This is a genomic window from Mycolicibacterium austroafricanum (genome assembly GCF_000612725.1).
GTDB classification, from domain to species: Bacteria; Actinomycetota; Actinomycetes; order Mycobacteriales; family Mycobacteriaceae; genus Mycobacterium; species Mycobacterium austroafricanum.
In genome coordinates, this window is sequence record NZ_HG964453.1 from 661,036 (window position 1) to 682,995 (window position 21,960).

The 21,960-nt window shown below is 68.6% G+C and carries 17 protein-coding genes, 1 tRNA gene and 1 pseudogene; 10 read left to right on the top strand and 9 right to left on the bottom strand.

Translation table 11 applies throughout. From position 1 onward, the window contains the following. The first annotated feature begins 2 nt into the window (after positions 1 to 2). From BN976_RS16820 to BN976_RS16835, 4 genes are all read left to right on the top strand, one after another. On the top strand, positions 3 to 1,517 hold the full coding sequence (locus BN976_RS16820; RefSeq protein ID WP_036372126.1) for a TldD/PmbA family protein: 1,515 nt from the start codon (positions 3 to 5) through the stop codon (positions 1,515 to 1,517). Positions 1,518 to 1,520: 3 nt separating this feature from the next. Continuing rightward, entirely contained in the window at positions 1,521 to 2,894 is a 1,374-nt protein-coding gene (locus tag BN976_RS16825) for a metallopeptidase TldD-related protein (protein ID WP_036372129.1), read from the top strand. A gap of 7 nt (positions 2,895 to 2,901) precedes the next feature. After that, on the top strand, positions 2,902 to 3,744 hold the full coding sequence (locus BN976_RS16830; protein WP_036372131.1) for a carboxymuconolactone decarboxylase family protein: 843 nt from the start codon (positions 2,902 to 2,904) through the stop codon (positions 3,742 to 3,744). 39 nt (positions 3,745 to 3,783) lie between these two features. Continuing rightward, a tRNA-Ile gene (locus BN976_RS16835) sits at positions 3,784 to 3,857 on the top strand. Positions 3,858 to 3,901: 44 nt separating this feature from the next. On the opposite strand, the gene BN976_RS34695 is transcribed toward BN976_RS16835, so the two are convergent. From BN976_RS34695 to BN976_RS16850, 4 genes are all read right to left on the bottom strand, one after another. Then, on the bottom strand, positions 3,902 to 4,357 hold the full coding sequence (locus BN976_RS34695; protein ID WP_310830452.1) for a nucleotidyl transferase AbiEii/AbiGii toxin family protein: 456 nt from the start codon (positions 4,355 to 4,357) through the stop codon (positions 3,902 to 3,904). Between the two features lie 151 nt (positions 4,358 to 4,508). Beyond that, positions 4,509 to 4,679, bottom strand: coding sequence for a nucleotidyl transferase AbiEii/AbiGii toxin family protein (locus tag BN976_RS34700; protein ID WP_310830450.1), 171 nt, complete (start codon positions 4,677 to 4,679; stop codon positions 4,509 to 4,511). After that, a complete protein-coding gene (locus tag BN976_RS16845; RefSeq protein ID WP_036372133.1) occupies positions 4,669 to 5,322 on the bottom strand; it encodes a type IV toxin-antitoxin system AbiEi family antitoxin domain-containing protein in 654 nt (217 codons plus the stop codon). The genes BN976_RS34700 and BN976_RS16845 overlap by 11 nt, the downstream gene beginning before the upstream one ends. A gap of 188 nt (positions 5,323 to 5,510) precedes the next feature. Beyond that, complete coding sequence (locus tag BN976_RS16850; protein ID WP_109489610.1) at positions 5,511 to 5,810, bottom strand: excalibur domain-containing protein; 300 nt, start codon at positions 5,808 to 5,810, stop codon at positions 5,511 to 5,513. Positions 5,811 to 6,411: 601 nt separating this feature from the next. On the opposite strand from BN976_RS16850, the gene BN976_RS16855 reads away from it, so the two are divergent. Further along, positions 6,412 to 8,898, top strand: a complete 2,487-nt coding sequence (locus tag BN976_RS16855) for a SpoIIE family protein phosphatase (RefSeq protein ID WP_036372137.1) — start codon at positions 6,412 to 6,414, stop codon at positions 8,896 to 8,898. After that, on the top strand, positions 8,898 to 9,245 hold the full coding sequence (locus tag BN976_RS16860) for an STAS domain-containing protein (RefSeq protein ID WP_036372139.1): 348 nt from the start codon (positions 8,898 to 8,900) through the stop codon (positions 9,243 to 9,245). The genes BN976_RS16855 and BN976_RS16860 overlap by 1 nt, the downstream gene beginning before the upstream one ends. On the opposite strand, the gene BN976_RS16865 is transcribed toward BN976_RS16860, so the two are convergent. After that, on the bottom strand, positions 9,221 to 9,925 hold the full coding sequence (locus BN976_RS16865; protein ID WP_036372141.1) for an Ntn hydrolase family protein: 705 nt from the start codon (positions 9,923 to 9,925) through the stop codon (positions 9,221 to 9,223). The genes BN976_RS16860 and BN976_RS16865 overlap by 25 nt on opposite strands. A 53-nt stretch (positions 9,926 to 9,978) precedes the next feature. On the opposite strand from BN976_RS16865, the gene BN976_RS16870 reads away from it, so the two are divergent. Beyond that, positions 9,979 to 10,920 (top strand): mechanosensitive ion channel family protein, encoded by a 942-nt coding sequence (locus BN976_RS16870; protein ID WP_036372143.1) that lies wholly within the window; start codon positions 9,979 to 9,981, stop codon positions 10,918 to 10,920. 7 nt (positions 10,921 to 10,927) lie between these two features. Here the strand turns inward: BN976_RS16870 and BN976_RS16875 are convergent, their stop codons facing one another. Both BN976_RS16875 and BN976_RS16880 read right to left on the bottom strand, forming a co-directional pair. Next, complete coding sequence (locus BN976_RS16875) at positions 10,928 to 12,085, bottom strand: hypothetical protein (protein WP_036372145.1); 1,158 nt, start codon at positions 12,083 to 12,085, stop codon at positions 10,928 to 10,930. 105 nt (positions 12,086 to 12,190) lie between these two features. Continuing rightward, positions 12,191 to 12,682 (bottom strand): DUF427 domain-containing protein, encoded by a 492-nt coding sequence (locus tag BN976_RS16880; protein WP_036372148.1) that lies wholly within the window; start codon positions 12,680 to 12,682, stop codon positions 12,191 to 12,193. Between the two features lie 72 nt (positions 12,683 to 12,754). Here BN976_RS16880 and BN976_RS16885 point away from each other — a divergent pair. Beyond that, a pseudogene (locus BN976_RS16885) lies at positions 12,755 to 14,205 on the top strand (peptide MFS transporter). A 3-nt stretch (positions 14,206 to 14,208) separates the two neighbouring features. Here BN976_RS16885 and BN976_RS16890 read toward each other — a convergent pair. Next, positions 14,209 to 15,831 (bottom strand): alkaline phosphatase D family protein, encoded by a 1,623-nt coding sequence (locus tag BN976_RS16890; RefSeq protein WP_036372150.1) that lies wholly within the window; start codon positions 15,829 to 15,831, stop codon positions 14,209 to 14,211. 113 nt (positions 15,832 to 15,944) lie between these two features. On the opposite strand from BN976_RS16890, the gene BN976_RS16895 reads away from it, so the two are divergent. After that, positions 15,945 to 18,146 carry a molybdopterin-dependent oxidoreductase gene (locus BN976_RS16895; protein WP_036372152.1) on the top strand — a complete coding sequence of 734 codons (2,202 nt, stop codon included), beginning with the start codon at positions 15,945 to 15,947 and terminating at the stop codon, positions 18,144 to 18,146. Positions 18,147 to 18,221: 75 nt separating this feature from the next. Further along, complete coding sequence (locus BN976_RS16900) at positions 18,222 to 20,954, top strand: M4 family metallopeptidase (protein ID WP_235622059.1); 2,733 nt, start codon at positions 18,222 to 18,224, stop codon at positions 20,952 to 20,954. On the opposite strand, the gene BN976_RS16905 is transcribed toward BN976_RS16900, so the two are convergent. Next, positions 20,934 to 21,926: an alpha/beta fold hydrolase gene (locus BN976_RS16905; protein WP_036372153.1), complete on the bottom strand. Its 993-nt coding sequence runs from the start codon at positions 21,924 to 21,926 to the stop codon at positions 20,934 to 20,936. The genes BN976_RS16900 and BN976_RS16905 overlap by 21 nt on opposite strands. Between the last annotated feature and the right edge of the window lie 34 nt (positions 21,927 to 21,960).

Here is a 21,960-nt window from a genome sequence, read left to right on the forward strand (position 1 = left end):
GCGTGACAGCCCGAACCGTCGACCCGGATTTTCTCGCGCTGCCGCGCCACGCGCTCGCCGATGCGGCGCTGACCGCGGCCGTCCAGGCCGGCGCCGGCTACGCCGACCTTCGCATCCACGCCATCACCACCGAGACCGTGCACCTGCGTGACGGCGCGCTGGAAACCTCGGTCACCGGGTACGAGATCGGGCTGGCGGTGCGGGTGATCGTCGACGGCACTTGGGGGTTCGCCTCCCACGCCGAACTGGACACCGCGGCCGCGGCGGACACCGCCCGCCGCGCCGTCCGGGTGGCGACCACGCTGGCACCGTTGAACGCCGAACGGATCGAGCTGGCACCCGAGCCGGTCTACCGCGACGTGTCCTGGGTGTCCGACTACCGGATCGATCCGTTCGGCATCGCCGCGCAGGACAAGATCGCGGTGCTCGAGGACTACTCCGGCCGGCTGCTGGCGTCCGACGGCGTGGACCACGTCTCGGCCTCGCTGCACACCGCCAAGGAGCAGACTTTCTACGCCGACACGTTCGGTTCGTCGATCACCCAGCAGCGGGTGCGCGTGCTGCCCAACGTCGAAGCCGTCGCCGTCGACGCGGCGGCCGGATCCTTCGAGACGATGAGCACCTTGGCTCCGCCGACAGCCAGGGGTTGGGAGGCGGTGGTCGGCGACGAGGTCTGGGACTGGGCCGGCGAGTTGGCGGAGCTGCCGTCATTGCTGGCCGAGAAGGTCAAGGCGCCCAGCGTGGTCGCCGGGCCGACCGATCTGGTGATCGACCCGACCAATCTGTGGCTGACCATCCACGAGTCGATCGGCCACGCCACCGAATACGACCGGGCGATCGGCTACGAAGCCGCCTACGCCGGAACGTCGTTCGCCACCCCGGACAAGCTGGGCCGCATGCAGTACGGGTCGCCGGTGATGAACGTGACGGCCGATCGCACCGTCGCGCACGGCCTCGCCAGCGTCGGTTTCGACGACGAAGGGGTGCGCGCGCAGAGCTGGGATCTGGTGCGCGACGGCGTGTTCGTCGGATATCAGCTCGACAGGGTGTTCGCTCCGCGGCTCGGCGTGGGCCGGTCCAACGGCTGCTCGTACGCCGACTCGCCGCACCACGTGCCGATCCAGCGGATGGCCAACGTGTCACTGCAGCCCGGACCCGAGGACCTCAGCACAGCGGATCTGATCGCGCAGGTGTCCGACGGCATCTACGTCGTCGGCGACAAAAGCTGGTCGATCGACATGCAGCGCTACAACTTCCAGTTCACCGGACAACGCTTCTACCGCATCCGGGACGGCAGACTCGACGGCCAGGTGCGCGACGTCGCCTACCAGGCGACCACCACCGACTTCTGGAGTGCACTGGAAGCCGTTGGGGGACAATCGACCTGGCGGCTGGGCGGCGCCTTCAACTGCGGCAAGGCGCAGCCCGGGCAGGTCGCCGCGGTCAGCCACGGCTGCCCGTCGGCGCTGTTCCGCGGCATCAACGTTCTCAACACGCGCGAAGAGGGCGGGCGGTAGACCATGATCGGGGCACAGACGGTGGTCGACGTCGCGCTGAGCGAGGCGCGCCGACTGGGCAGGGCAGACGAGACCATCGTGGTGGTGACCGACCGGGTCGACACGTCGCTGCGATGGGCCAACAACACGATGACCACCAACGGCGAATCGACCAGCCGTACGACGACCGTCATCTCGATCGTGCGTGACGGCGAGGACGCCCACGTGGGGTCGGTGCGGTCCAGCGCGGCCGACCCGGCCGTCATCGCCGGTCTGGTGGCCGCCTCGCAGGCGGCGGCCGCGGCGGCGCCGGCGGCGAGCGACAGCGCCCCCGCGTTACCCGGCGGCGACACCCCGGCCGACTGGGACGCCGAGATCCCCGGGACCGGGGCCGAGGTGTTCGGCGGTGTGGCAAGGGAATTGGCGCGCGGCTTCCGCGGACGCGACACCCTGTTCGGATTCGCGCGGCACGAGCTCGAGACGACGTTCATCGCGACTTCCGCCGGGTTGCGCAGACGGTTCACCCAACCGACCGGCTCGGTGGAGATCAACGCCAAGCGCGATGGTGCCAGCGCCTGGAGCGGGGTCAGCACAGCTGATTTCACTGATGTGCCGACGGATTCGATGCTCGAGGAGCTCGCGACGCGGCTGTCCTGGGCGAACCGCACCGTCGAACTGCCTGCCGGTCGCTACGAGACGATCATGCCGCCGTCCACGGTGGCCGACATGATGATCTACCTCATGTGGTCGATGGGCGGCCGCGGGGCGCAGGAGGGCCGCACCGCGCTGGCGGCGCCCGGCGGTGGCACCCGGGTGGGCGAGAAGCTGACGTCGCTGCCGTTGACGCTGTACTCGGATCCCGGTGCGCCGGGGCTGGAGTGCGCGCCGTTCGTGGCGGCGCCGACGTCCTCGGAGAACTCGTCGGTGTTCGACAACGGCCTGCGCATCGACCGGGTGGACTGGATCCGCGACGGCGTCATCAACGCGTTGTCGTATCCGCGGGCAGCGGCCCGGGAGTTCGACGCGCCGGTGGCGCTGGCCGCCGACAACCTGTTGATGACCGGCGGCACGGCGAGCCTGCAGGAGATGATCGCGGGCACCGAGCGGGGGCTGCTGCTCTCGACGCTGTGGTACATCCGCGAGGTCGACCCGTCGGTGCTGCTGCTGACCGGGCTCACCCGCGACGGCGTCTACCTGGTCGAGGACGGTCGCGTCACCGCCGCGGTGAACAACTTCCGGTTCAACGAGAGCCCGCTGGATCTGCTGCGCCGCGCCACCGAAGCCGGTGTCAGCGAGGTGACCCTGCCGCGCGAATGGGGTGATTGGGCCACCCGCGCCCAAATGCCGTCGCTGCGGATCCCCGACTTCCACATGTCGTCGGTCAGCCAGGCGCAATAATGCGGGGGTGACCGAACGCGCGCTGCCCGAGCGGCTGGCTGGACTGGTCGCGTTGTCCTCGGGTGAGGAGCGCGCCGACACCCTGATCCGGTTGACGTGCGGGCGGGCGCTGTCGCTGCCTCCGTTGCCCACCACCACCGACCTGCCGGACGAGCACACCGACGAGGACGCCGTCCTCGTGGCGTTCGCCGAGCAGTTCGCCGTGGACGTCACCGGCATCGGCGAGTTTCAGCGCGAGCGTCTGATGAATGTCTTCGGGGACAACGCTTTCCGGGTGGTGGTGGCGATCTTCATCGCCGACTTCCTGCCCCGGGTGTGGGCCGGGTGCGAGTCGCTCGGCCTGGGCAGGCCGGGCTGGTCGGCCGACGTGACGATCGACCGCGACACCGATCCGGTCGGCACACTGCTCGGCGGGTTCGTGCCCGCAGTAGCGCGGTTGCACGAACTCGACCCGGTCACCACGGAGGTGGTCCGGTTGCGTGGGGCCGAGGCGCACAACTGCCGGCTGTGCAAATCGCTGCGGGAAGGCCACGCCCTGGATGCCGGCGGGTCGGAGGACCTGTACCGCCAGATCGCGGACTTCGAGTCCGCCGACGGACTGTCCGAGGCGCACAAGGCTGCGCTGCGCTATGTCGACGCGCTGATCTGGTCACCGTCGCGCATCGATGCCGCCGTCGCCGACGGGGTGCGTAGGCACTTCTCCGAGAGCCAGATGCTGGAGCTCACCCTCGACGTGATGCGCAACGCCGCCAACAAGATCGCGGTGTCCCTGGCCGCGGACGCGCCCCGGGTGGCCGAGGGCACGGAGCGCTACGAGGTCGACGAGCAGGGCCAGACGATATTCGCCTGAGCGGCGGTGTGCGACCATAGGGGCCGCGCACGTGCGCCGGGGGCGGTAGCTCAGTTGGTCAGAGCCGGGGACTCATAATCCCTTGGTCGCGGGTTCGAGCCCCGCCCGCCCCACTTCAGACGGTGTTTGTCAAGATCAGAAATCTTGAACTCATCGTTTATTCACCGTTTATGACGGTCTGAGCAGTCGTGCGGCCTGCCGCCAAGCCTCGCGTACGGCGGCGAGCGCTTCGGCTGCCCGTAACGGTCAGGCGGGTTTGCTCGGCCAGCTGCGCCTGCCACTCGGCGTCCGTCGGAGCCCGGTCGAACATGCGCAGCGTCGGCGCCTTGTTGGTAGGTCCATACCGCCGAAACAGCGCGGCGGCGTCTGCGTCGATGGCGCCGACTCGGCTCAGGGCCCGAAGGTCCCAGAGATCGCGGGGTGCGTGCCGGTCCGTCCATGTCGCCGTCTTCGACGCCGCGAACGCAGGGAGGGTGGGCACGAGCATTTCAGCGGCAGGAGCATCCGTATAGCGTTGAACGAGTTCGCGGCGCTCCGTCGGCCAGACGACCCGGTCGCGTGCCGATAGCAATTGCAGCCGAACTGGCCTTCCGTCCGACGGGCGCAACAGCACCGGCAGGGGTGTCTGCGGTAGCGCGGAGGGCGGGTTCGACAGTCAGCCTGCCGTGGGTGCGCGCGACGGCGCGGGGGAGTGCGGCGTCGAGCTCGTTGGCCACCTCTTTGCGGCTGCCGATGGCGATGAGATCGATGTCCTCACTCAGCCGTCAGTCGGGGAGGTGGGTGCGGGCCAGCGCGGTGCCGCCGATGAAGTGGATTCGGTCACCGAACTCACGGCTGAGGAAGGCAAGGACGTGGGAGATGAGGTGGTCGCGCTCGACTTGTTCGGTGGAGACGCCGAACTGTGTTGCGACCAAGTCGCGTTCGTCAGAATCCATGGCCGACCCCGGACCAGTCTTCGGCCCGGCGCAGGGAAGCCTGTCGGCGCTGCTCGGTGGCAAGTCGTTGAAGGCGTTTCTTGTCGCTGCGCGAGTAAAGCGCGGCGACGGCGTCAGGAACGTCGGCTTCGTTGTCGCCAAGGGTTGGGCGGTGGGCCAGGTCCAGGACCGTCTGTTCGGGTGTGGTCACCAATGCCGGTCCCAGCTCGGTGCGTATGCGTTCGGCGTCAAGGCTACCGGTCTCGCGCTGGACGAGTCGCACGATCGCGGTTCGGTCAGATAGCTCGATGGGGCGGTGCTGGCGCGGCACGGCCACGACCGCCGTTGCTAACGCGCGCGGCATTACGCCATGCAGACGTGCGGCGCTGACGCCCATGAGCGCAACGTTGTCGAAGCCGTAGATGGCTGTCGCGATTCCCGCCGCGGCGGACTCTAGGTTTGGTATCCATTTGCGACCCAACATCTCTTGCGGGACAACGGCGTAATACCCGTTGGCGAGACGGTGAAGGAGTCCCTGTTCGGCGAGCCGGACCAGCTGGGGCCGGGGATGGGCGTACACAGCCGCTGCGTCGCGCGGCCGGATTGTCTTCAGCGGGGCCTGAGCCAGGGTGGCGGGGATCGGAGTGCTGCGATTGAGTGCCACTTCACTCCTTGGATATGCAAAACGTACCTCTGTAGGGTACGAAATGCATAGTCGGCAGTGCAAGGCTCATTCCGGATAAGGCTTGCCCTCGCTCATCAACAGAGCGATCAACTCTGACGTACCCGCCACAGGTATCCGCACCCCTGAGTTCCGAACCGCCGCGATCGGCCGACGATGGACGTGGACGGCTATTCGCAACCCGTTCCGTTACCGTCTCGGTCGAGGCCGTAGATGTCGTCGCCGACGACGGTGACGGGACCCGAGACGTACTCCGGACCGTTGCCGCTGCCGCCGGCACAGTCCACGTCGCTGGCGACGGGAACGCAGGCTCCCGAGTAATTGGCGTCGCACGACGGGCCCTGCTGTTGAGGTATGGCGGGCAAGCCGTAGGACTGCACCAGGGGCGTGCCGCCCGGTTCGCCGTGTGCGGCCGGAGCGAGCGCGAGTGCGGTCGCAACACCAATTGTCAGTACAGCTAATTTGCCCACGCGTGCGGACAGTACCCGACCCGCGCCGCCGTGTTGTCACTTCCAGCCTGGAACTTGTGGGGCCGCTGCGGTTATGGCCGCCTGCCGGGGCGGGTTCCGGAATCGGACGCGTACCGCCCGGACCTCCATGCTGAAAGCGACAAATCTCGATCCGGAAAACGAAGGACCTCAACGACTTCGCCGCGCCACGGCGGCTGAATACGCACCCAACTTCGGGGGTGCGTGGGCGGCGACCGAGTGGAGGTCTGGTCGACTGGGCAACAACGAGCCGGCGGCGCACCCGGTCGTGGAGCCGGTGACCTGGTGTCACCCAGCCGCACGTTAACTGCTGGTCAGCCCGCAAGAGTGCCGGCATCCGCGAGTGGGACCGGCCCGAACTCTCCACCGGCGACGAAGCCGCCTGCGTCCGACCGGCCGCCGGCGACGGTGTGTCGACGGCCCGTTGAGACCTCCGACGACGCCGGCGCCAGGGCTGTCCGCGTCGGGGCGCGACGGTTTCGGTGGTCGACCGAAGACCGAGAACGAGGGTTTAGGTTGAGTCCATGCACGGAACGGGACGTCTGCGTTCACCGGACGGGGCCGGCGCGAACTGGTGAGCCAGATGGACGAATTGGTGGCGGCCCGCGACCAGATGGAACGGCTGGTTCGGGTCATCGTCGCGATCGGCTCCGACCTGGATCTCGACGTGACCCTGCACCGCATCGTCACCGGGGCCAGGGAGCTCAGCGGCGCCCGCTACGGGGCGCTGGGAATCAAAGGTGCCGACGGTACGTGGGCGTCGTTCGTCTGCGACGGGATCGACGAGGACGTCGCCCGCACGCTCGGCGGGCTCACGGTCGGTGAGGGCATCCGGATCGACGACCTGACCGGATATCCCGGCGTCGCGGGGCTGCGGGCGCAGAAGCCGCCGATGCGGGCCCTACTGGGCGTCCCGATCACCGTCCGGGGAGCCGACTTCGGCGCCCTCTACCTGGCCGACGACCGGCTGGACCGGGTGTTCTCCGACTCCCAGGAGGGGGCGGTGCGGGCCCTGGCGACGGCGGCGGCCGCCGCCATCGACAACGCGCGGCTGTTCGAGCGGGAACGCGAGTCCGCGAAATGGACGAAAGCCAGCCGCGAGATCACCACCGCGCTGCTGTCCGGTGACCCGCAGACAGGACCGCTGCAGCTGATCGTGAACCTGGCGCTGGAGCTGGCCGACGCCGAGCAGGCGATCCTGTTGGTGCCGGGAGAACCCGACCTGCCCGCCCACGAGGTCGACACCCTGGTGGTGGCCGCGACGGCGGGCCGGTACGCCTCGGAGGTGATCGGACGCCAGGTGCCCATGGACGGTTCCACCACCGGCGGCGTCGCCCGGCGTGGTCTACCGCTGATCACCGACTCGTTCCAGTACCCGATCGAGGGATTCACCGATGTGGGGAAGCGCTCGGCCATCGTGATGCCGTTGATCGCCGACGAGGCGGTCCTCGGGGTGATCGCCGTCGCGCGCCACCCGCACCAGCCCGCCTTCGACAACGACTACCTGGAACTTGTGAGTGACTTCGCCCGCCACGCCGCGATCGCGTTGGCCCTGGCAGCCGGTCGCGAGCATGCACTCAATCAGGAACTCGCCCAGGCGGATTCCGTCGACGCCGCCATGCGCGCCGCGGCCGAGCAACTGCGCCGGCTGTGGCGTGCACGCCGGGTCCTCGCGGTCACCTTCCCCACCCACAGCGACTCGGTGGAGCCGGCGCCGAATGTCGTGGCGGTCGGCGAGGACACGCGGTGGGCCGACCTTCCCGCGCAGACCCGCCTGGCGCTCAACGCATTACGCGACGGAGATCTGCTCACACCGAGCACCGTGCAGCCCGGGACGGCGGGAATCGCGATACAGCATCCCGAAGGCGTCCTCGTCGTGTGGATCGATCTGACCGATCAGCGCTCGTTCACCCTCGAAGACCAGACGCTGTTGACGGTGCTCGCAGGTCGCCTCAGCCAGGTTCTGCAACGCGTGCACCGGGTGGACCAGCAGCGCGAAACCGCGTTGGCGCTGCAACACGCCATCCTCGGCCCCGCCGATCTGCCGCACGGGTTCGCGGTGCGCTATCAGGCAGCCAGCAGGCCGTTGCAGGTCGGTGGCGACTGGTATGACGTCGTCGATCTGGACGACGGGCGCATCGCGATGATCGTCGGCGACTGCGTCGGACACGGCCTGGCCGCAGCGACGGTGATGGGTCAGGTGCGCAGCGCATGCCGCGCGCTGCTGTTCGACAACCCAAGTCCCGCTGCGGCACTGGCGGGAATGGACCGGTTCGCGGCACGGCTTCCCGGCGCGCAATGCGCCACCGCGGTGTGCGTGGTGCTCGACCCCGTCACCGGTGAACTCGTGTATTCCAGTGCCGGACACCCGCCGCCGATCCTGGTGCACGCCGACGGCCGCACGCGGTTGCTCGAGGGTGCCCACACCATCGCCCTGGGTCTACGAGTCGGCTGGTCGCGGCCCGAAGCCCGGTTCACCATGCCGGCGGGCGCCACGCTCATGCTCTACACCGACGGCCTCGTCGAACGCCGCCGAGTCCTGTTGGAGGACGGCATCTCCCGCGCCGCCGCACTCCTGGAGGGCCATCGCACGTCTGCCCTGGAGGATCTGGCGGACCAGATCATGTCCCGTCTGGCGCCGAGCGACGGCTATCAGGACGATGTGGCCCTTCTGCTCTACCGACACCCCGCCCCGCTGCAGATGAACTTTCCCGCGGACGCCAGCCATCTCGCACCGGCCCGCGCCGCCCTGCGCAGCTGGCTGGCCAGCGCCCGGGTCGAACCGGCGCGGGTCATGGACGTCCTCGTCGCGGCCGGGGAAGCTCTGGCCAACGCCATCGAACACGGTCACCGCCACACCCCGGAGGGCACGGTAAGCCTGCACGCGACCGCACTGGTCGACCGGGTGCAGTTGACCATCGCGGACACCGGGTCGTGGAAAGTTCCTCGACCTGACCGTGATTCGCATCGCGGTCGGGGTATCGCGTTGATGCGCGCTCTCATGCGCGACGTCGACATCGACATCGGCAGTTCAGGAACCAGCGTTCGTCTCGACACGAGGATCGACTGATGCCCACCGCGCTCTCCCTCGACATCACCCACCGGCAGGACGGGACCGTCGTTCTGGTCGCGGACGGGGAGATCGACCTCAGCAACGTCGACGCATTCAGGCGAGCACTCTCCGCCGCGACGGCGGAGGCCGCCGACGGCGGTGCCGGCCTTGTCGCCGACCTCGCCTCGGTGGAATACGTGGACAGCGCCGCGATCAACGTGCTGTCGGCCCGGGCCGACCAGATCGGCACACTCGTCGTCCACCCGTTGCTGACGACGATCTTCGCCATCAGCGGCCTGAGTGAACTGATCACCGTCGAACCCGCCCAGGCGGAGCCGGCTCAGGGGGGCCCGTCGAAGAGCTGATCGAGTGCCCGGTGCTCCAGCTGGACCCACCGGTCCACCTGTACCCGAACATCTTTCACCTTCTCCGGGCTCAGGTGCTCGGCACCTTCCGGCGTGATGCGGCAGATGTCCATCGGGCCGCCGACGCTGGGCGAGGTGGCGTCAAGTGCGTCGAGCACACGAAGGGCCACGACCACTCCGTAGTCCACGTCGCGTTCGGCCATCCGGAAATGGGCGAGCAGGGCATGGGCCTGCTGGGCCATCGGGGCGCCGCTGCCGACGGCCTGGAATCCGGTTTCCTCGTGATGCCCGATCAGTCCGTGCGGATCCACGTCGATGATGAACGGTTCGTCGCCGACGTAGCCGGCGGCGAGCACATACGTCGCGGGGGTGCCGTTCTTCTCCTGTCCCGGCACGTCGGCGATGAAGCTCGTGTAGTGATGTTCGAGGATCGGCAGGATCCGCGCCTGCAGGGCATGGCCGATGTTGTCGGCTTGCAGGATCGCGTCCGGTTCGGCAGTGAACACCTGCTCGACGTCGTAGAGCACCGCTCGTGAACCGCTGCCGCCCCACGCGGCATGCGTGCCGAGCGGGTGCAGTTTCTGTGCCGGGTAGGTGAGCCCGCGGCCCGGATCGGTGATCTGCGAGTCCGACGCCAGCACCAGCCCGTTTGCGCACCGCAGCGCGAGAACAACGGTCACTCGTCGATCGTCTCATTCGGTGCGAGGGCCCGGCGGCCGTATGGTGGGGACACATGGATGTCTCTCTTTTGGCTTTCGAATGGACGGACACCAGTAGGCACTGGCTCATCGAGGTTCCGATCCGGATCGTCGCCTACCTCGCCGTCGCCCTCGTCATCCGGTTCGTCGTGCACCGCATGATCGACCGCGCCACCACCGCCAGGACCCGCAAGGACCGGAGTCCGGTGGAAGGGACCAGAACGCCGCCCCTGGTGCGCAAGCTGCGCGACCGTGTCCCGTCCTCGGCAAGCAGCGAACAGGTCACCGCCCGGCGCCAGCAGCGCGCGCAGACGATCGGCTCGGTGTTGAAGTCGACGGTGTCGATCGTGCTGCTCGTGTGGGTCGTGCTGACGGTGCTCAACGTGCTCGGCGTCAACATCGCGCCCTTCATCGCCTCGGCAGGCGTGGTCGGGCTCGCCATCGGCTTCGGCGCCCAGAACCTGGTGCGCGATTTCGTGACCGGCGTGTTCATGCTGCTGGAGGACCAGTACGGCGTCGGCGACACCGTCGACCTCGGCGAAGCGGTCGGTGAAGTGGAGAGCGTCGGATTGCGGATCACCACGGTCCGCGACATCGACGGCACGCTCTGGTACGTCCGCAACGGCGAGATCGCCCGCGTCGGCAACATGAGCCAGGAGTACGCCGTGGCCCGCATCGAGGTGCCGGTCGCGCTGACGGCCGACGTGGACCGCGCCGAGCAGGTGGCCCACGAGGCTGCGCAAGTTGCCGTCGCCGACCCCGCCCTTGCGGGCAAGGTGATCGGTGAACCGGAGATGCTCGGGGTGCAGGAGCTGTCACCGGACCTGATCAAGCTACGGATGACGGTGAAAGTACGCCCGAACGCCCAGTGGGCTGTGCAGCGTAAATTGCGCCGGGCGATCCTGCGCGCGTACGACGAACACGGAATCGACCTGCCCTATCCCGGCGGCCGCGTGCAGGTGGCCGCGGGCGAGTAGCCGCTGGTCAGTCGCCGGACGCGCTCGCGGCGGCGCTGTCCTTCCCGTCGCTGGCGGGCTCGTCGGCCCCGGACTCGTCGGCGTCGGTGTCCTCGGCCGGTGTCTCGTCACCCGTCTCCTCCGCCGCCGCGGCATCCTCTTCGGCGGCATCCTGTTCGGCGGCGTCCTCGACCGATTCCTCGACGGGAGTCTCGGGCTCGACTTCGGCCGCGGTGTCGGCGGGAGCCGGTGCGGCGTCCTCGCCGGCGATGTCCTCTGCAGCGGGCGTCTCGACGGCCTCCCCGGTCGCGTCATCCACCGGGTTGCCGGTCGCCGCGTCCGTGCCGTCGGTGTCGGTGGTCTCGACGGCGGCCTCATCGGTTTCGGACGAGGCCAGCGTCACCTCAGTCGATGTCGCGCCCGCGGCGTCGAATATCGGCAACGGCGGGAAGGGCGGCAGCGGCGGCAACGGAATCGGGAACCAGTCGAAGGACAGCGCGTACTGGATCTCGCCGACGACTCCGTTGTAGACACCGGTGAGCGCGGTGTTGATGATGTCGCCGATGCCGTCGAGCCAGACGTTGAGGTTCAGCGGGTCGTTGACCACCGGATCGAGGAAGTCGTAGACGAAGCTGTCGACCACCGGCAGCACGAAATCCGGGTACCAGATGTAGATCTGGTCGGAGATCAGATACCCGAACGGAATCCAGTTGATCAACCAGGGGCCGAGGTCGAGCGAGACGTAATTGGCCCAGTACCGGCTGATCGAATACACGGTGTCGATGAGGTCCGACGCGGCGTTCTGAACGACCGGCTCGTCCAACGCCTGGCCGTCCGCGGCAGCGGCGGGAGCGTCGACGGACGCCGGGTCGGCGCCGCCGGAATCGACGACGTGCGCGGTGGGCAGGATCGCCCGCGCGGCCTCCGGGTGGTCGTGGCCGCCGAGCCTGACGGTCACCTTCCGGGGGCCGGCGACGGAACCGAGATTCCCGATCAACTCGAGCGCGGCCCGCACGTCGTCGTCGGAGACGGGCTTGATCGGCGTGCCGTCGGCGGCGAAGGCCACGGGGCGGACAACTTCGACGGTGCTCATCGTCGCCGGAAGTACGGACGGGGTGAACATCAGCGCGCCGCCGGTCAGCGCTGTGACACCGGCGGCCAACGCGGCGCGTGCTGAAACGTTCATTCGGATCCCCACCTCGATCGACTACCCCCACGATCAAAATACGCGCTTGCCAGCGTGTTCACAGCGTTTACGGCCGCGTTGACAGGGTGTGTCCCGAGTGTACGGTCACCAACCGCTCGAGCCCGGCACCCCCTTGAACGGCCCGGCGATCCAACTGGTGATCCACCCGCCGTAGAAGCCGCCCGGTTGCGGCACCACCTGCTCGCCGTCAACTGTGCACCGGTCCACCAGCGCGGGCATGACGGCGATCGCACCGGCGATCGCGGTGAAGGCAGGGGTCGGGTTCGGGTATGTCCACGCGGCGCGCGGCGCCACGGCGGACGGCGTCACCAAATCGAAGTACCTCGCCTGTCCCTTCCACTCACACCACGACGCCCCGGTCGCCTCCCGCAGGACGCCGTCGGCGAAACACGACCGCGGAAGGTAATACGTCGGGGGGTGGCTGGTCTCGAGGACGCGCCAGGCCCGGTCGGTGACGGCGATCGTCTGACCGCCCAACTCGACGGTGATCGCACCGGCGAACTCCTCCAGTCGCGGGGGACGCGGGTAATCCCACACGGACTCCTGGCCGGGACGTGGCTTGTCGGGAACGGGCATGCCGCCGAGTGTAGGGACGACATTCCGGCCGCAATGTTGTGACGGGAAGCGCCCAAGGTGCACGGTGGTTGCATGACGATCCGCGAGCAGGGCGACCGGCGCACCATTTTCGGCCATCCGGTCGGGCTGACCAATCTTTTCGGCGTCGAACTCTGGGAGCGCTTCTCCTTCTACGGCATGCTCACCATCCTCGGCTACTACCTCTACTACTCGGTGACCGACGGGGGACTCGGGCTGCCGCAGAGCACCGCGACCGGCATCGTCGGCGCGTACGGCGGCCTGGTGTACCTGTCGACCGTGCTCGGCGGCTGGATCGCCGACCGCCTGCTCGGCATGGAGCGCACGGTGTTCTACGGCGGCGTCGTGGTGATGCTCGGCCACATCGCGCTGGCGATCCTGCCGGGACTGACCGGTGTGGGGGTGGGCCTGGTGCTGGTGGCGCTGGGTTCGGGTGCGTTGAAGGCCAACGCGTCATCGCTGCTCGGCACGCTCTACGACAAGGGCGATGCGCGCGCCGACGGCGGGTTCACCCTGTTCTATCTCGGGATCAACCTCGGGGCGTTCATCGGGCCGTTGATCACCGGCCTGCTTCAGACCCGCATCGGCTTCCACTACGGGTTCGGCGCCGCCGCGATCGGCATGGCGCTGGGACTGATCCAGTACGTCGTGTTCCGCCGCAACCTGGGCGATCACGGTCGGCAGGTGCCGAACCCGTTGCCGCGCAGCGCGATCGGTAAGACCGCCGGCGTGTTCGTCGCCGTGATCGTCGTGATCGCGGCGGCGGTGGCGCTGAAACTGGTGACCCTGGCCAACCTGTCGCAGGTCACCACCGGCGTCATCATCGTCGCGTCGATCGGCTACTTCCTGATCATGCTGGGCAGCGACAAGGTCAGCGGTCCCGAGCGGGTTCGGTTGCGCGCCTTCATCCCGCTGTTCGTCGCCAACGCCGTCTTCTGGTCCCTGTTCCAACAGATCTTCACCGTGCTGGCGGTGTACTCCGACGAACGGATGAACTGGTCGATCTTCGGGTGGACCGCGCGCCGTCGAACTGGATCGGTTCGATCGAACCGATCTGGATCATCGTGCTGTCGCCGCTGTTCGCGCTGATGTGGACACGGCTGGGCACACGGGCGCCGACCACGCCGCGCAAGTTCGCCTACGGCGTCATCGGAATGGGTCTGGCGTTCCTGTGCTTCGTGCCGCTGGCCGGCATCACTGCGGTGCCCGCCCTACTGGTCATGGCGGTGCTGGGCGTGTTCGCGGTGTCGGAACTGCTGCTCTCCCCGATCGGGCTCTCGGTCACCACCAAGCTGGCCCCGGAGGCGTTCCGGGCGCAGATGATGGCGCTGTACTTCTTCTCGGTCGGTCTCGGAACCTCCATGTCGGGGGTGCTCGCCCGGTATTACGACCCGTCCCGGGAGGTCGCCTACTTCGGCATCCTCGGTGGCGTGGCGGTCGCCGCCGGGGTGATCGTGTTCGCCATCGCGCCGTGGATCAGCCGGCAGATGGAAGGGGTGCACTGACCGTCAGTCGGTGAGTGCGACCTCGGCGACGGTGGCCAGCTCGCCGTCATCGCCGGGTTGCTCGAAAACCACATGGGCACTGCGTTTTCGGCTCTCGAAGGTGGCGATGGTGTTGCCGAACAGTGGGCCGCTGAGGTTGCGCCACGACATCGGCAGGGCAGGGGATCCCGCGTGCCGCGCCCATCGGCGGGTCAGGCGGGCCGCCCGCTGCGACCAGGCGAGCCTGAACGCCGGCTTCACCGGCGCCGGAACGTAGTTGTGCACCGGTGAGCACACGAGTTGATGGACCCGTGCGGTGGTGGCGCCGGGGAAGTCGGCCCGCGCCGCGTAGCTGTGGTGGACGTCGCCGGACAGCACGGACACGGTTGCGGGACCGTGCGACGGTCGGGACGCCGCTGCCCGGATCAGCGCGGAGAGCCGCAGGAACGAGGTCAGGAACGCCGGCCAATGCTCGAGGTCGGCTGTCTGCCTGATCTTTTCGGCCAACGCACCGCGCACACCGCTGCGGTTGGCCGCGAACTCGTTGATGGTCTGCAGGTCACCGAGCGCCGGCGGGAGAAGCCAGGGCAGCGATGTTCCGATGAGCAGGTGCTCGAGGGTGTCCAGACGGTCGTCGACCTGTTCCTCCAGCCACCGGAACTCCCTGTCGCCCAGCATCTTCCGGTCGCCACTGTCGAGGATGCGGGCGTTGCGCGAGTCCACCATGATCAGTCGGCTGCGGCCCAGGTCCCAACGGAAACTGAAGCGTAGCCCCTTGTCGCCGTCGACTTCGCTGTCGGCCCGGTCCGCCAGCTCGACCAGCAGCGGCCAGCAGTCACCGTCGTTGGCTGTGAACTTCTGGTAGTCGGCGTCGGCCGCGAGTTCGCCGGGACTCAGGTTCCCCAGATGCTGGTACACCCAGTAGGACCCGAGGCCGGCGCGGATGCGGTCACGCCACCACGGCTTCTGGTTGACCTCGCGACGCCACGCCCCCGAGGTGTTCCAGTCGTCGCGGATGTCGTGGTCGTCGAAGATCATCGCCGTCGGCAGGGTGGACAGGATCCAGCGGATCTCCGGGTCTCCCCAGGTGTGCCGGTAGAGGCCCTCGTATTCGCCGAAGGTGACGACCTCATCCGGTGGACGGCGGCCGGGCTTGCGATGGCCTGCCAGGTGGCGGCGCGCGTCGGGGGTGAGTTCGTCGGCGTATACCTGATCGCCGAGGAGCAGAAGTGCGTCCGGCCGCTCGTCGACCGGCAGCGCGGTGAGCCGGGCCGCGTAGCAGTCCAGCGCGTCGAGGCCGAGCTTGTCGTCGAGCTTGGGGTCGCCCGTCTTGGGGTAGCGGCAGGATCCGAAGACCACCCGCAACCGGTCTGCCGAGTTCGGTCCCCGGGTCCGGATCACGCTGGGCGGGAAGTCCGAACCGGGCTCCGGCCAGACCTTCACTCCGTCGACGTGTACCTGGTATTCGATCGCGGAATCGGGCGCCAGGCCCTGCACGGGCACCAGTGCGTAGTGGAAGCCCTGGACCTCGAACGTCCGCGCCGCGCACCCGAGCACCTCCACCTCGGCCGCGGCGTCGGTCTGCACCCACACCAGGGCGGTCGTGTCGCCGACGTGCCGCAGCACCGGGCCGAGAACGAGGGTCACCGAACCAGCTTAGGGATGTTTCGCCGGTGCTTCCGGCGAATGGGTGGCGCCGTCATGCCGGGTGACCTGGGCAGATCCTTGACCGCATTTTGTCGGCTGCCTAATGTGGGCCGATGGCGGTCGAGCAACGCGTCACCTACTGCCGGATCTGTGAAGCGCTGTGCGGGCTGATCGCCACCGTGGAGGACGGTCGGCTGCACTCGTTGCGGCCGGATCCCGACAATCCGCTGTCGCGCGGGCGGGCGTGCCCGAAGGGCATCGCGTTCACCGACATCCAGAACGATCCCGACCGGGTGCTCTCACCGCTGCGCCGCCGTCCGGACGGCACCTTCGACGAAGTCAGCTGGGACGAGGCGCTCGGTGACATCGCCGGCCGGCTCACCCGGATCGTCGCAACGCACGGCGGCGGCGCGGTCGGCCAGTACTTCGGTAACCCGATCGCGTTCGGATACGCGACCGGCATCTGGTCCGGGCTTTTCCTGACCCGTCTCGGCGGGCACCACCAGTACTCGTCGGGATCCCAGGACATCAACTCCCGTTTCGTCGCGAGCAAGCTGCTGTACGGTGCGGCCAGCCAGGTCCCGTTCCCCGACCTGCCGCGTACCGACTTCCTGTTCATGCTCGGCGCCAATCCGCTGGTGTCGCACGGCAGCGGTGTGCGTACCCCACGGGTCAAGGACGACCTGTCGGCCATCACCCGGCGCGGCGGCCGCGTCGTCGTGGTCGACCCGCGACGCACCGAGACCGCCCGCGCCTACGAGCACGTGCCGGTGCGGCCGGATTCGGATGCCTGGCTGCTGCTGTCGATGCTGCACGTGATCTTCGAGGAGGACCTCGCCGACACCGCTGCTCTGGACCGCCAGACCACCGGTTGGCGAGCTCTGCGGGACCTCACGCGGGCCTTCCCGCCCGAGCAGACCCAGGTGCGCACCGGTGTGGCCCCGGACATCCTGCGCACTCTGGCAAGGGATTTCGCCTCCGCCCCGGCCGCCGTGGCGTACGGCCGCACCGGTGCGTGCCTCGGCAGGCACGGCACGCTGGTGTGCCACCTGCTTGACGCGCTGAGCATCGTCACCGGAAACCTGGACCGCGCCGGCGGGATGTTGTTCGCCCGTGCGGTCGTTCCCCTCGAGGACGTGGGGGAGAAGACCGGCAAGATGACCTACGACACGGCGCGCTCGCGCGTCGGCGGTCTGCCGGAGGTGATCAGCACCTACCCGGCCGCGCTGATCGCCGAGGAGATCCTCACGCCCGGCGAGGGACAACTGCGGGCCCTGTTCGTGACCGCAGGCAACCCCGTGCTGACCGTGCCGAACGGGCCCATGCTCGAGAAGGCGCTCGGCGAGCTCGATCTGTTGGTGTCACTGGATCTCTACGTCAACGAGACCAACAGCCATGCCGACTTCATCCTGCCGGCCACCACCTTCCTCGAACGCTACGACGTGCCCTACAGCTTCGCGAACTGTTCGCCGACGGTGTTCGTCCAGGCGACCGAGGCGGTGCTGGCGCCGTACGGACAGGCGCGCAACGAATGGGAGGTGTTCGACGAACTGGCGCGCCGGATGGGCCTGTCGTTGTTCGCCACCGGGCCGCTGGAACGCTTCAACGGGGTGCTGAGCTGGCTGGACCGGCGGGGATTCGGTCGCATGACGCCGCGCCGCCTCGTCGAGGTGCTGATGCGGATCGGTCCCTACGGTGACCGGTTCGGGTTGCGCCGCAACGGCATCAACCCCCGCAAGCTGCGCGCCAATCCGCACGGCATCGTACTGTCCGAACACGCCCCGACCGGCATCCGCGACGAAGCGGTCAAACTGCCGGACGGCAAGGTGAGTCTGGCGCCCGCCGAGATCCTCGCCGAGGTGGAGCGGCTCGGGGAACGTCACCCCGACAACCCCGATCTCCCGCTGATGGCGATCGGGATGCGGGAGGTCCGTTCGCAGAACTCGTGGATGCACAACAGCCCGACGCTGATGAAGGGCGACCGGCGCCACCGCGCCCGGATCCATCCCTCCGACGCCGCTGCGGCCGGTCTCGCCGAGGGCGCGACCGTCCGCGTCACCTCGGAGTACGGAGCCATCGAGACCGAAGTCCGCATCACCGACGAGGTGGCACCTGGAACCGTGGCGATTCCGCACGGCTGGGGTCACAAGGGCGGCTGGCAGCTGGCCAATCGGTCGGGCGGGGCCAACGTCAACGAACTGATGTCCAACGACGCCGCCGACCTGGAACGTCTCGCCGGAATGTCGGTGCTCAACGGCGTGGCGGTGCGTATCGAACCGGTCGACGTTGCTGCGCTCCCGCATCCCGGAACTTGATGACGCAACCAGTGCCGGCGGTTGCGGTCCTCGTCAGGGCCGGATTGCTTCGGCAGTTTGCTGGAAGGTGGTAGGTTGCTGGCTACGTCAATGCTGGGGGTCAAGGTGGACCGGTGCCCGAGATCGCGCACGCCGAACGGTTCCTGGCGTGGTCTCTACTCCGGGGTGGTGCTCGCCGGCATCGGGGTGGGCATGGTCGTCGGGCAGGGTGTCGCGGTAGCGAGCCCGTCGGAGACATCGGAACCATCGAGTAGCTCGCAGTCCGGTGAGACGGCCGACGCCGGGCCCTCGACGGCGTCTCAGGCGTCGACCGCCGCGGACGCCGATCCCGAGCCCAAGGCTGACGCAGAGCCGGATCCCGAGCCCGACGCAGAGCCGGACCTCGCGGACGTGGCAGACGAAGCCGAAGAAGCCGACGACATCGAAGTGGCTGCGTCAACCGACGAGGATCCGACCCGTCAGTCGCGCACGCGCACCGAGGAGGCGCCCTCCGACGCCGCCGACGCCGTCGCCGCCGACGCGGCCGCCGATGACGGCGAACCCGCGGAACCCGCCCTCGCCACCTCGGTCGCCGACACCCCGGAGCCGGCCGATCCCGTCGTGGCGGCCGTCCCAGACCCGGCGCTACCCGACGTGGCCACCGCGCCCGCGGCTGCGCTGCGCACCCTGGTCAGCGCGCGACCCGTCACTGTGCAGAGCATGGTCACCGACGTTCTTACCTGGGTCGGCCTGCGGCCACAGGGTGATGATGGGCCCACCCCGCCGACGCCGGTCTCGGCGCTGGTGCAGTCACTGTGGCTGGCGGTGCGGCAGACCCAGTACACCTGGAACAACCAGCGGCCCACCGCGGATGCCACGACATCGGGCCCCGGACTCGACGGCGTCGTGACCGGCAACCTCAACGCCGTCGACTACGACGACGCCGCGCTCACGTACACCCTCACCGGCGGGCCGGCCTACGGCCGGGTCGCCATCGACGCTTCGGGCGGCTTCACCTACACGCCGGGCGCCGCGGCCGCCGGGCGCGCCGACAAGTTCACCGTCCGGATCGACGACACCTCGGGCAACCCGTTCCACGTGCACGGGCTACTCGGCCTGCTGGGAATCACCCGTCCCACCGAGGTGACGGTGGTCATCGCCGCGAGTTCGCCTGTCCGGAAAAGTGTTCCGTCGGGTCTGGCGATGGGTGAACTGACGTCGCGGGATGGTGTTGAGGTCACGCCCGGCCGCAACGGCGCGGTCGGCGTCATCGACGGTCGATTCACCGACCAACTGGTCGTCAACCCTGACGATGCCGCCGCGGTGCTGAACTCGCTGGCGTTCGCCTTGGGCGCCGCCGCGGGATTCGCCGATCCGTCGGCGATCACCGCCTCCAGCGTGGGCGAGGGGGCGGACGCCGAGCACTTCTACCGCTACACCGAAAAGATCGGTGGGGTACCGGTTCTCGGCAGCGAGGTGATCCTGGTGACGAACGCTGCCGGCGAGGTCACCAGCGTGTTCAACTACTACCGCGGGCTGGGCGAGGGGTTCGACATAACCCCGGGTGCCGCGGTCGACGAGGACGCCGAGGTGCGGCTGATCGCCGGTACCGCCTATCTCGGCCCCGACGTCGACTCTCGTATGCTCGAAAGCTTCCTCTCCACAAGCACATTCACCAGGGAACTGGTGGTGTACACGCACGACGACGCGACGTCCGACCTTGCGTGGCGGGTGACCGTCGTGGTCCCCGACACCGGCGAGATGTCGCCGTCAGGGGCGACGTACCTCATCGACGCCGACGGCGCGTCGGCGGGCGACGTCATCCTGGGCACCTCCAACGCGCAGGCCGCGACGTCCATCAGCATCGCCAAGGACTGGCTCGGCGAGTCGCGAGTCATGACCATCGACACCCGAACGGTGTTGTGGTTCAGGACCTACCAACTGATCGACGCGCCCAGGAACATCAAGACCTACAAGACGTCCTACTCGCTTTTCGGGCTGGGCAGTCCGACCTTGCCCGGCACCGTCGTCAAGCGCGGCTTCTTCGGTTGGGATGCGGCCGCGGTGTCGGCGCACGCCAACATGGCCGTGGTCTACGACTACTTCCAGGACGTGCTGGGGCGGACATCCTTCGACGACGACGGCGCCCTGGTCTCGGTCAGCATCCGGTACAACCCGCGCATCTCGACCGGCGGCTACTTGAACGCATTCTGGGATCCCAACAGGCAACTCTTCGCCTTCGGCGACGCCGGCTACCTTCAGGCGAGCGTCGACGTCGTCGCGCATGAGTTCGTCCACGCGGTGGTGTCCTACGTCGTGGGTGACGGCGGTTCGGTGCTCGACTACGGCGAGTCCGGAGCCCTCAACGAGGCCTACGGCGACATTCTCGGCGCGCTGGTCGAGGGAAAGACCGGCGATGGGCGATGGCTGATCGGCGAGGACTCCGACCACGGTGTGGTCCGCAACCTCGCCGACCCGGGGTCCATCAGAACGGCCTACGGGCCGTACCGGGAACGGGTGAGCGACATGTACTCCGGCGAGGGCGACGACCGCGGTGAGCACGTCAACAGCACCGTGTTCAGCCATGCGGCGTACCTGATGATGACCGACGCCGCCACCGCCGGCGTCTCGGACCAGACGTGGGCCAAGGTGTTCTACCACTCGCTGGGGCGGCTCGGCACCAGTGCCAAGTTCGTCGACGGCCGGGCCGCTGTGCTCAGCAGCGCCGGCGAGCAGGGGCTGACGGCGGCCCAGCTCGCCGCAATCGCGCGGGCGTTCGACACCGTCGAGATCTACGGTGCGGCACCGTCATCCGTCATCGCCGTCTGAGCGGTCGACGAGCACCGCGCCGTCGGGGCGGTCGCCGAGCGTGGGCAGGCCGGGCGGGACTCCCTCCGCGGTGAGCCGGATGATCCCCGCCAGCTGCCCCGGCGCGTCACACTGCACGTAGTGGTCGGCGCCGGGAACCACCCAGTAGCGGTTCCTGCCGGGGCTGGACTTCAGATAGTGCTCCCAGACGTGATTTGCCACCCGCAGCGGGGCCACGGTGTCGTGCAGGCCCCAGATCAGCGTGGTGTCCACGTCGATGGTGGACAACCGCTCCAGCCAGCCGGTTTCGTCGGTGGCGCGCTCGTGCAGATACCTGACGGTGTCGGGCAGCACGCTGATTCCGTCGTTGTGCGCGAAACATTGTGCCAGCGCTGCGATCTCGTCGTCCTGCAGTGAGCGGCGAGGCATGAACGTCGACGCACCCAGCCCCGCCGCCAACATCGCCGGTGTCGTCGCTGCGGCGGTGGCGCGGCCGGTGGCCTCGTCGAGCAGCGCCACCTGGAACGCTGTCAGGTTGGCCAGCGGCAGGTAGACGTTGCCATTGGTGATGAACACGTCGACTGGCGTTGAGCCGGATTCGGCCAGCATGCTCAGCGCGATCATGCCGACACTGCTGCCGCGATCGTGGGTGATCATCCGGTAGTCGGTCAGCCGCCACCGCTCGGTGATCGCGTGCACCAACAGCCGGGCATCGTCGTACAACGAGTACACGTAGGGCGACGGCGGCTTGCCGGACAATCCGTAGCCGGGAAAGTCCAGCACATAGATGTCGAACTCGGCTGCCAACTCGCGTGCCAACGCGGAGTAGTCGATCCCGGAGGTCGGGAAGCCGTGGACGCAGACCAGCGCCGGCGCCCCCGGAGTTCCGCAGCGGCGGCTGAACACCTCGACCTCGGTTCCGGCGTTCGCCGCTGTGGTGGAGGCCCAGGTGAAGTGGGTGCCGTCGCGCTGCCAGTCAGTGAAGATGTCCACTCGTGGAAAGCTAGCCGCTGGGTCCCCGTCAAGG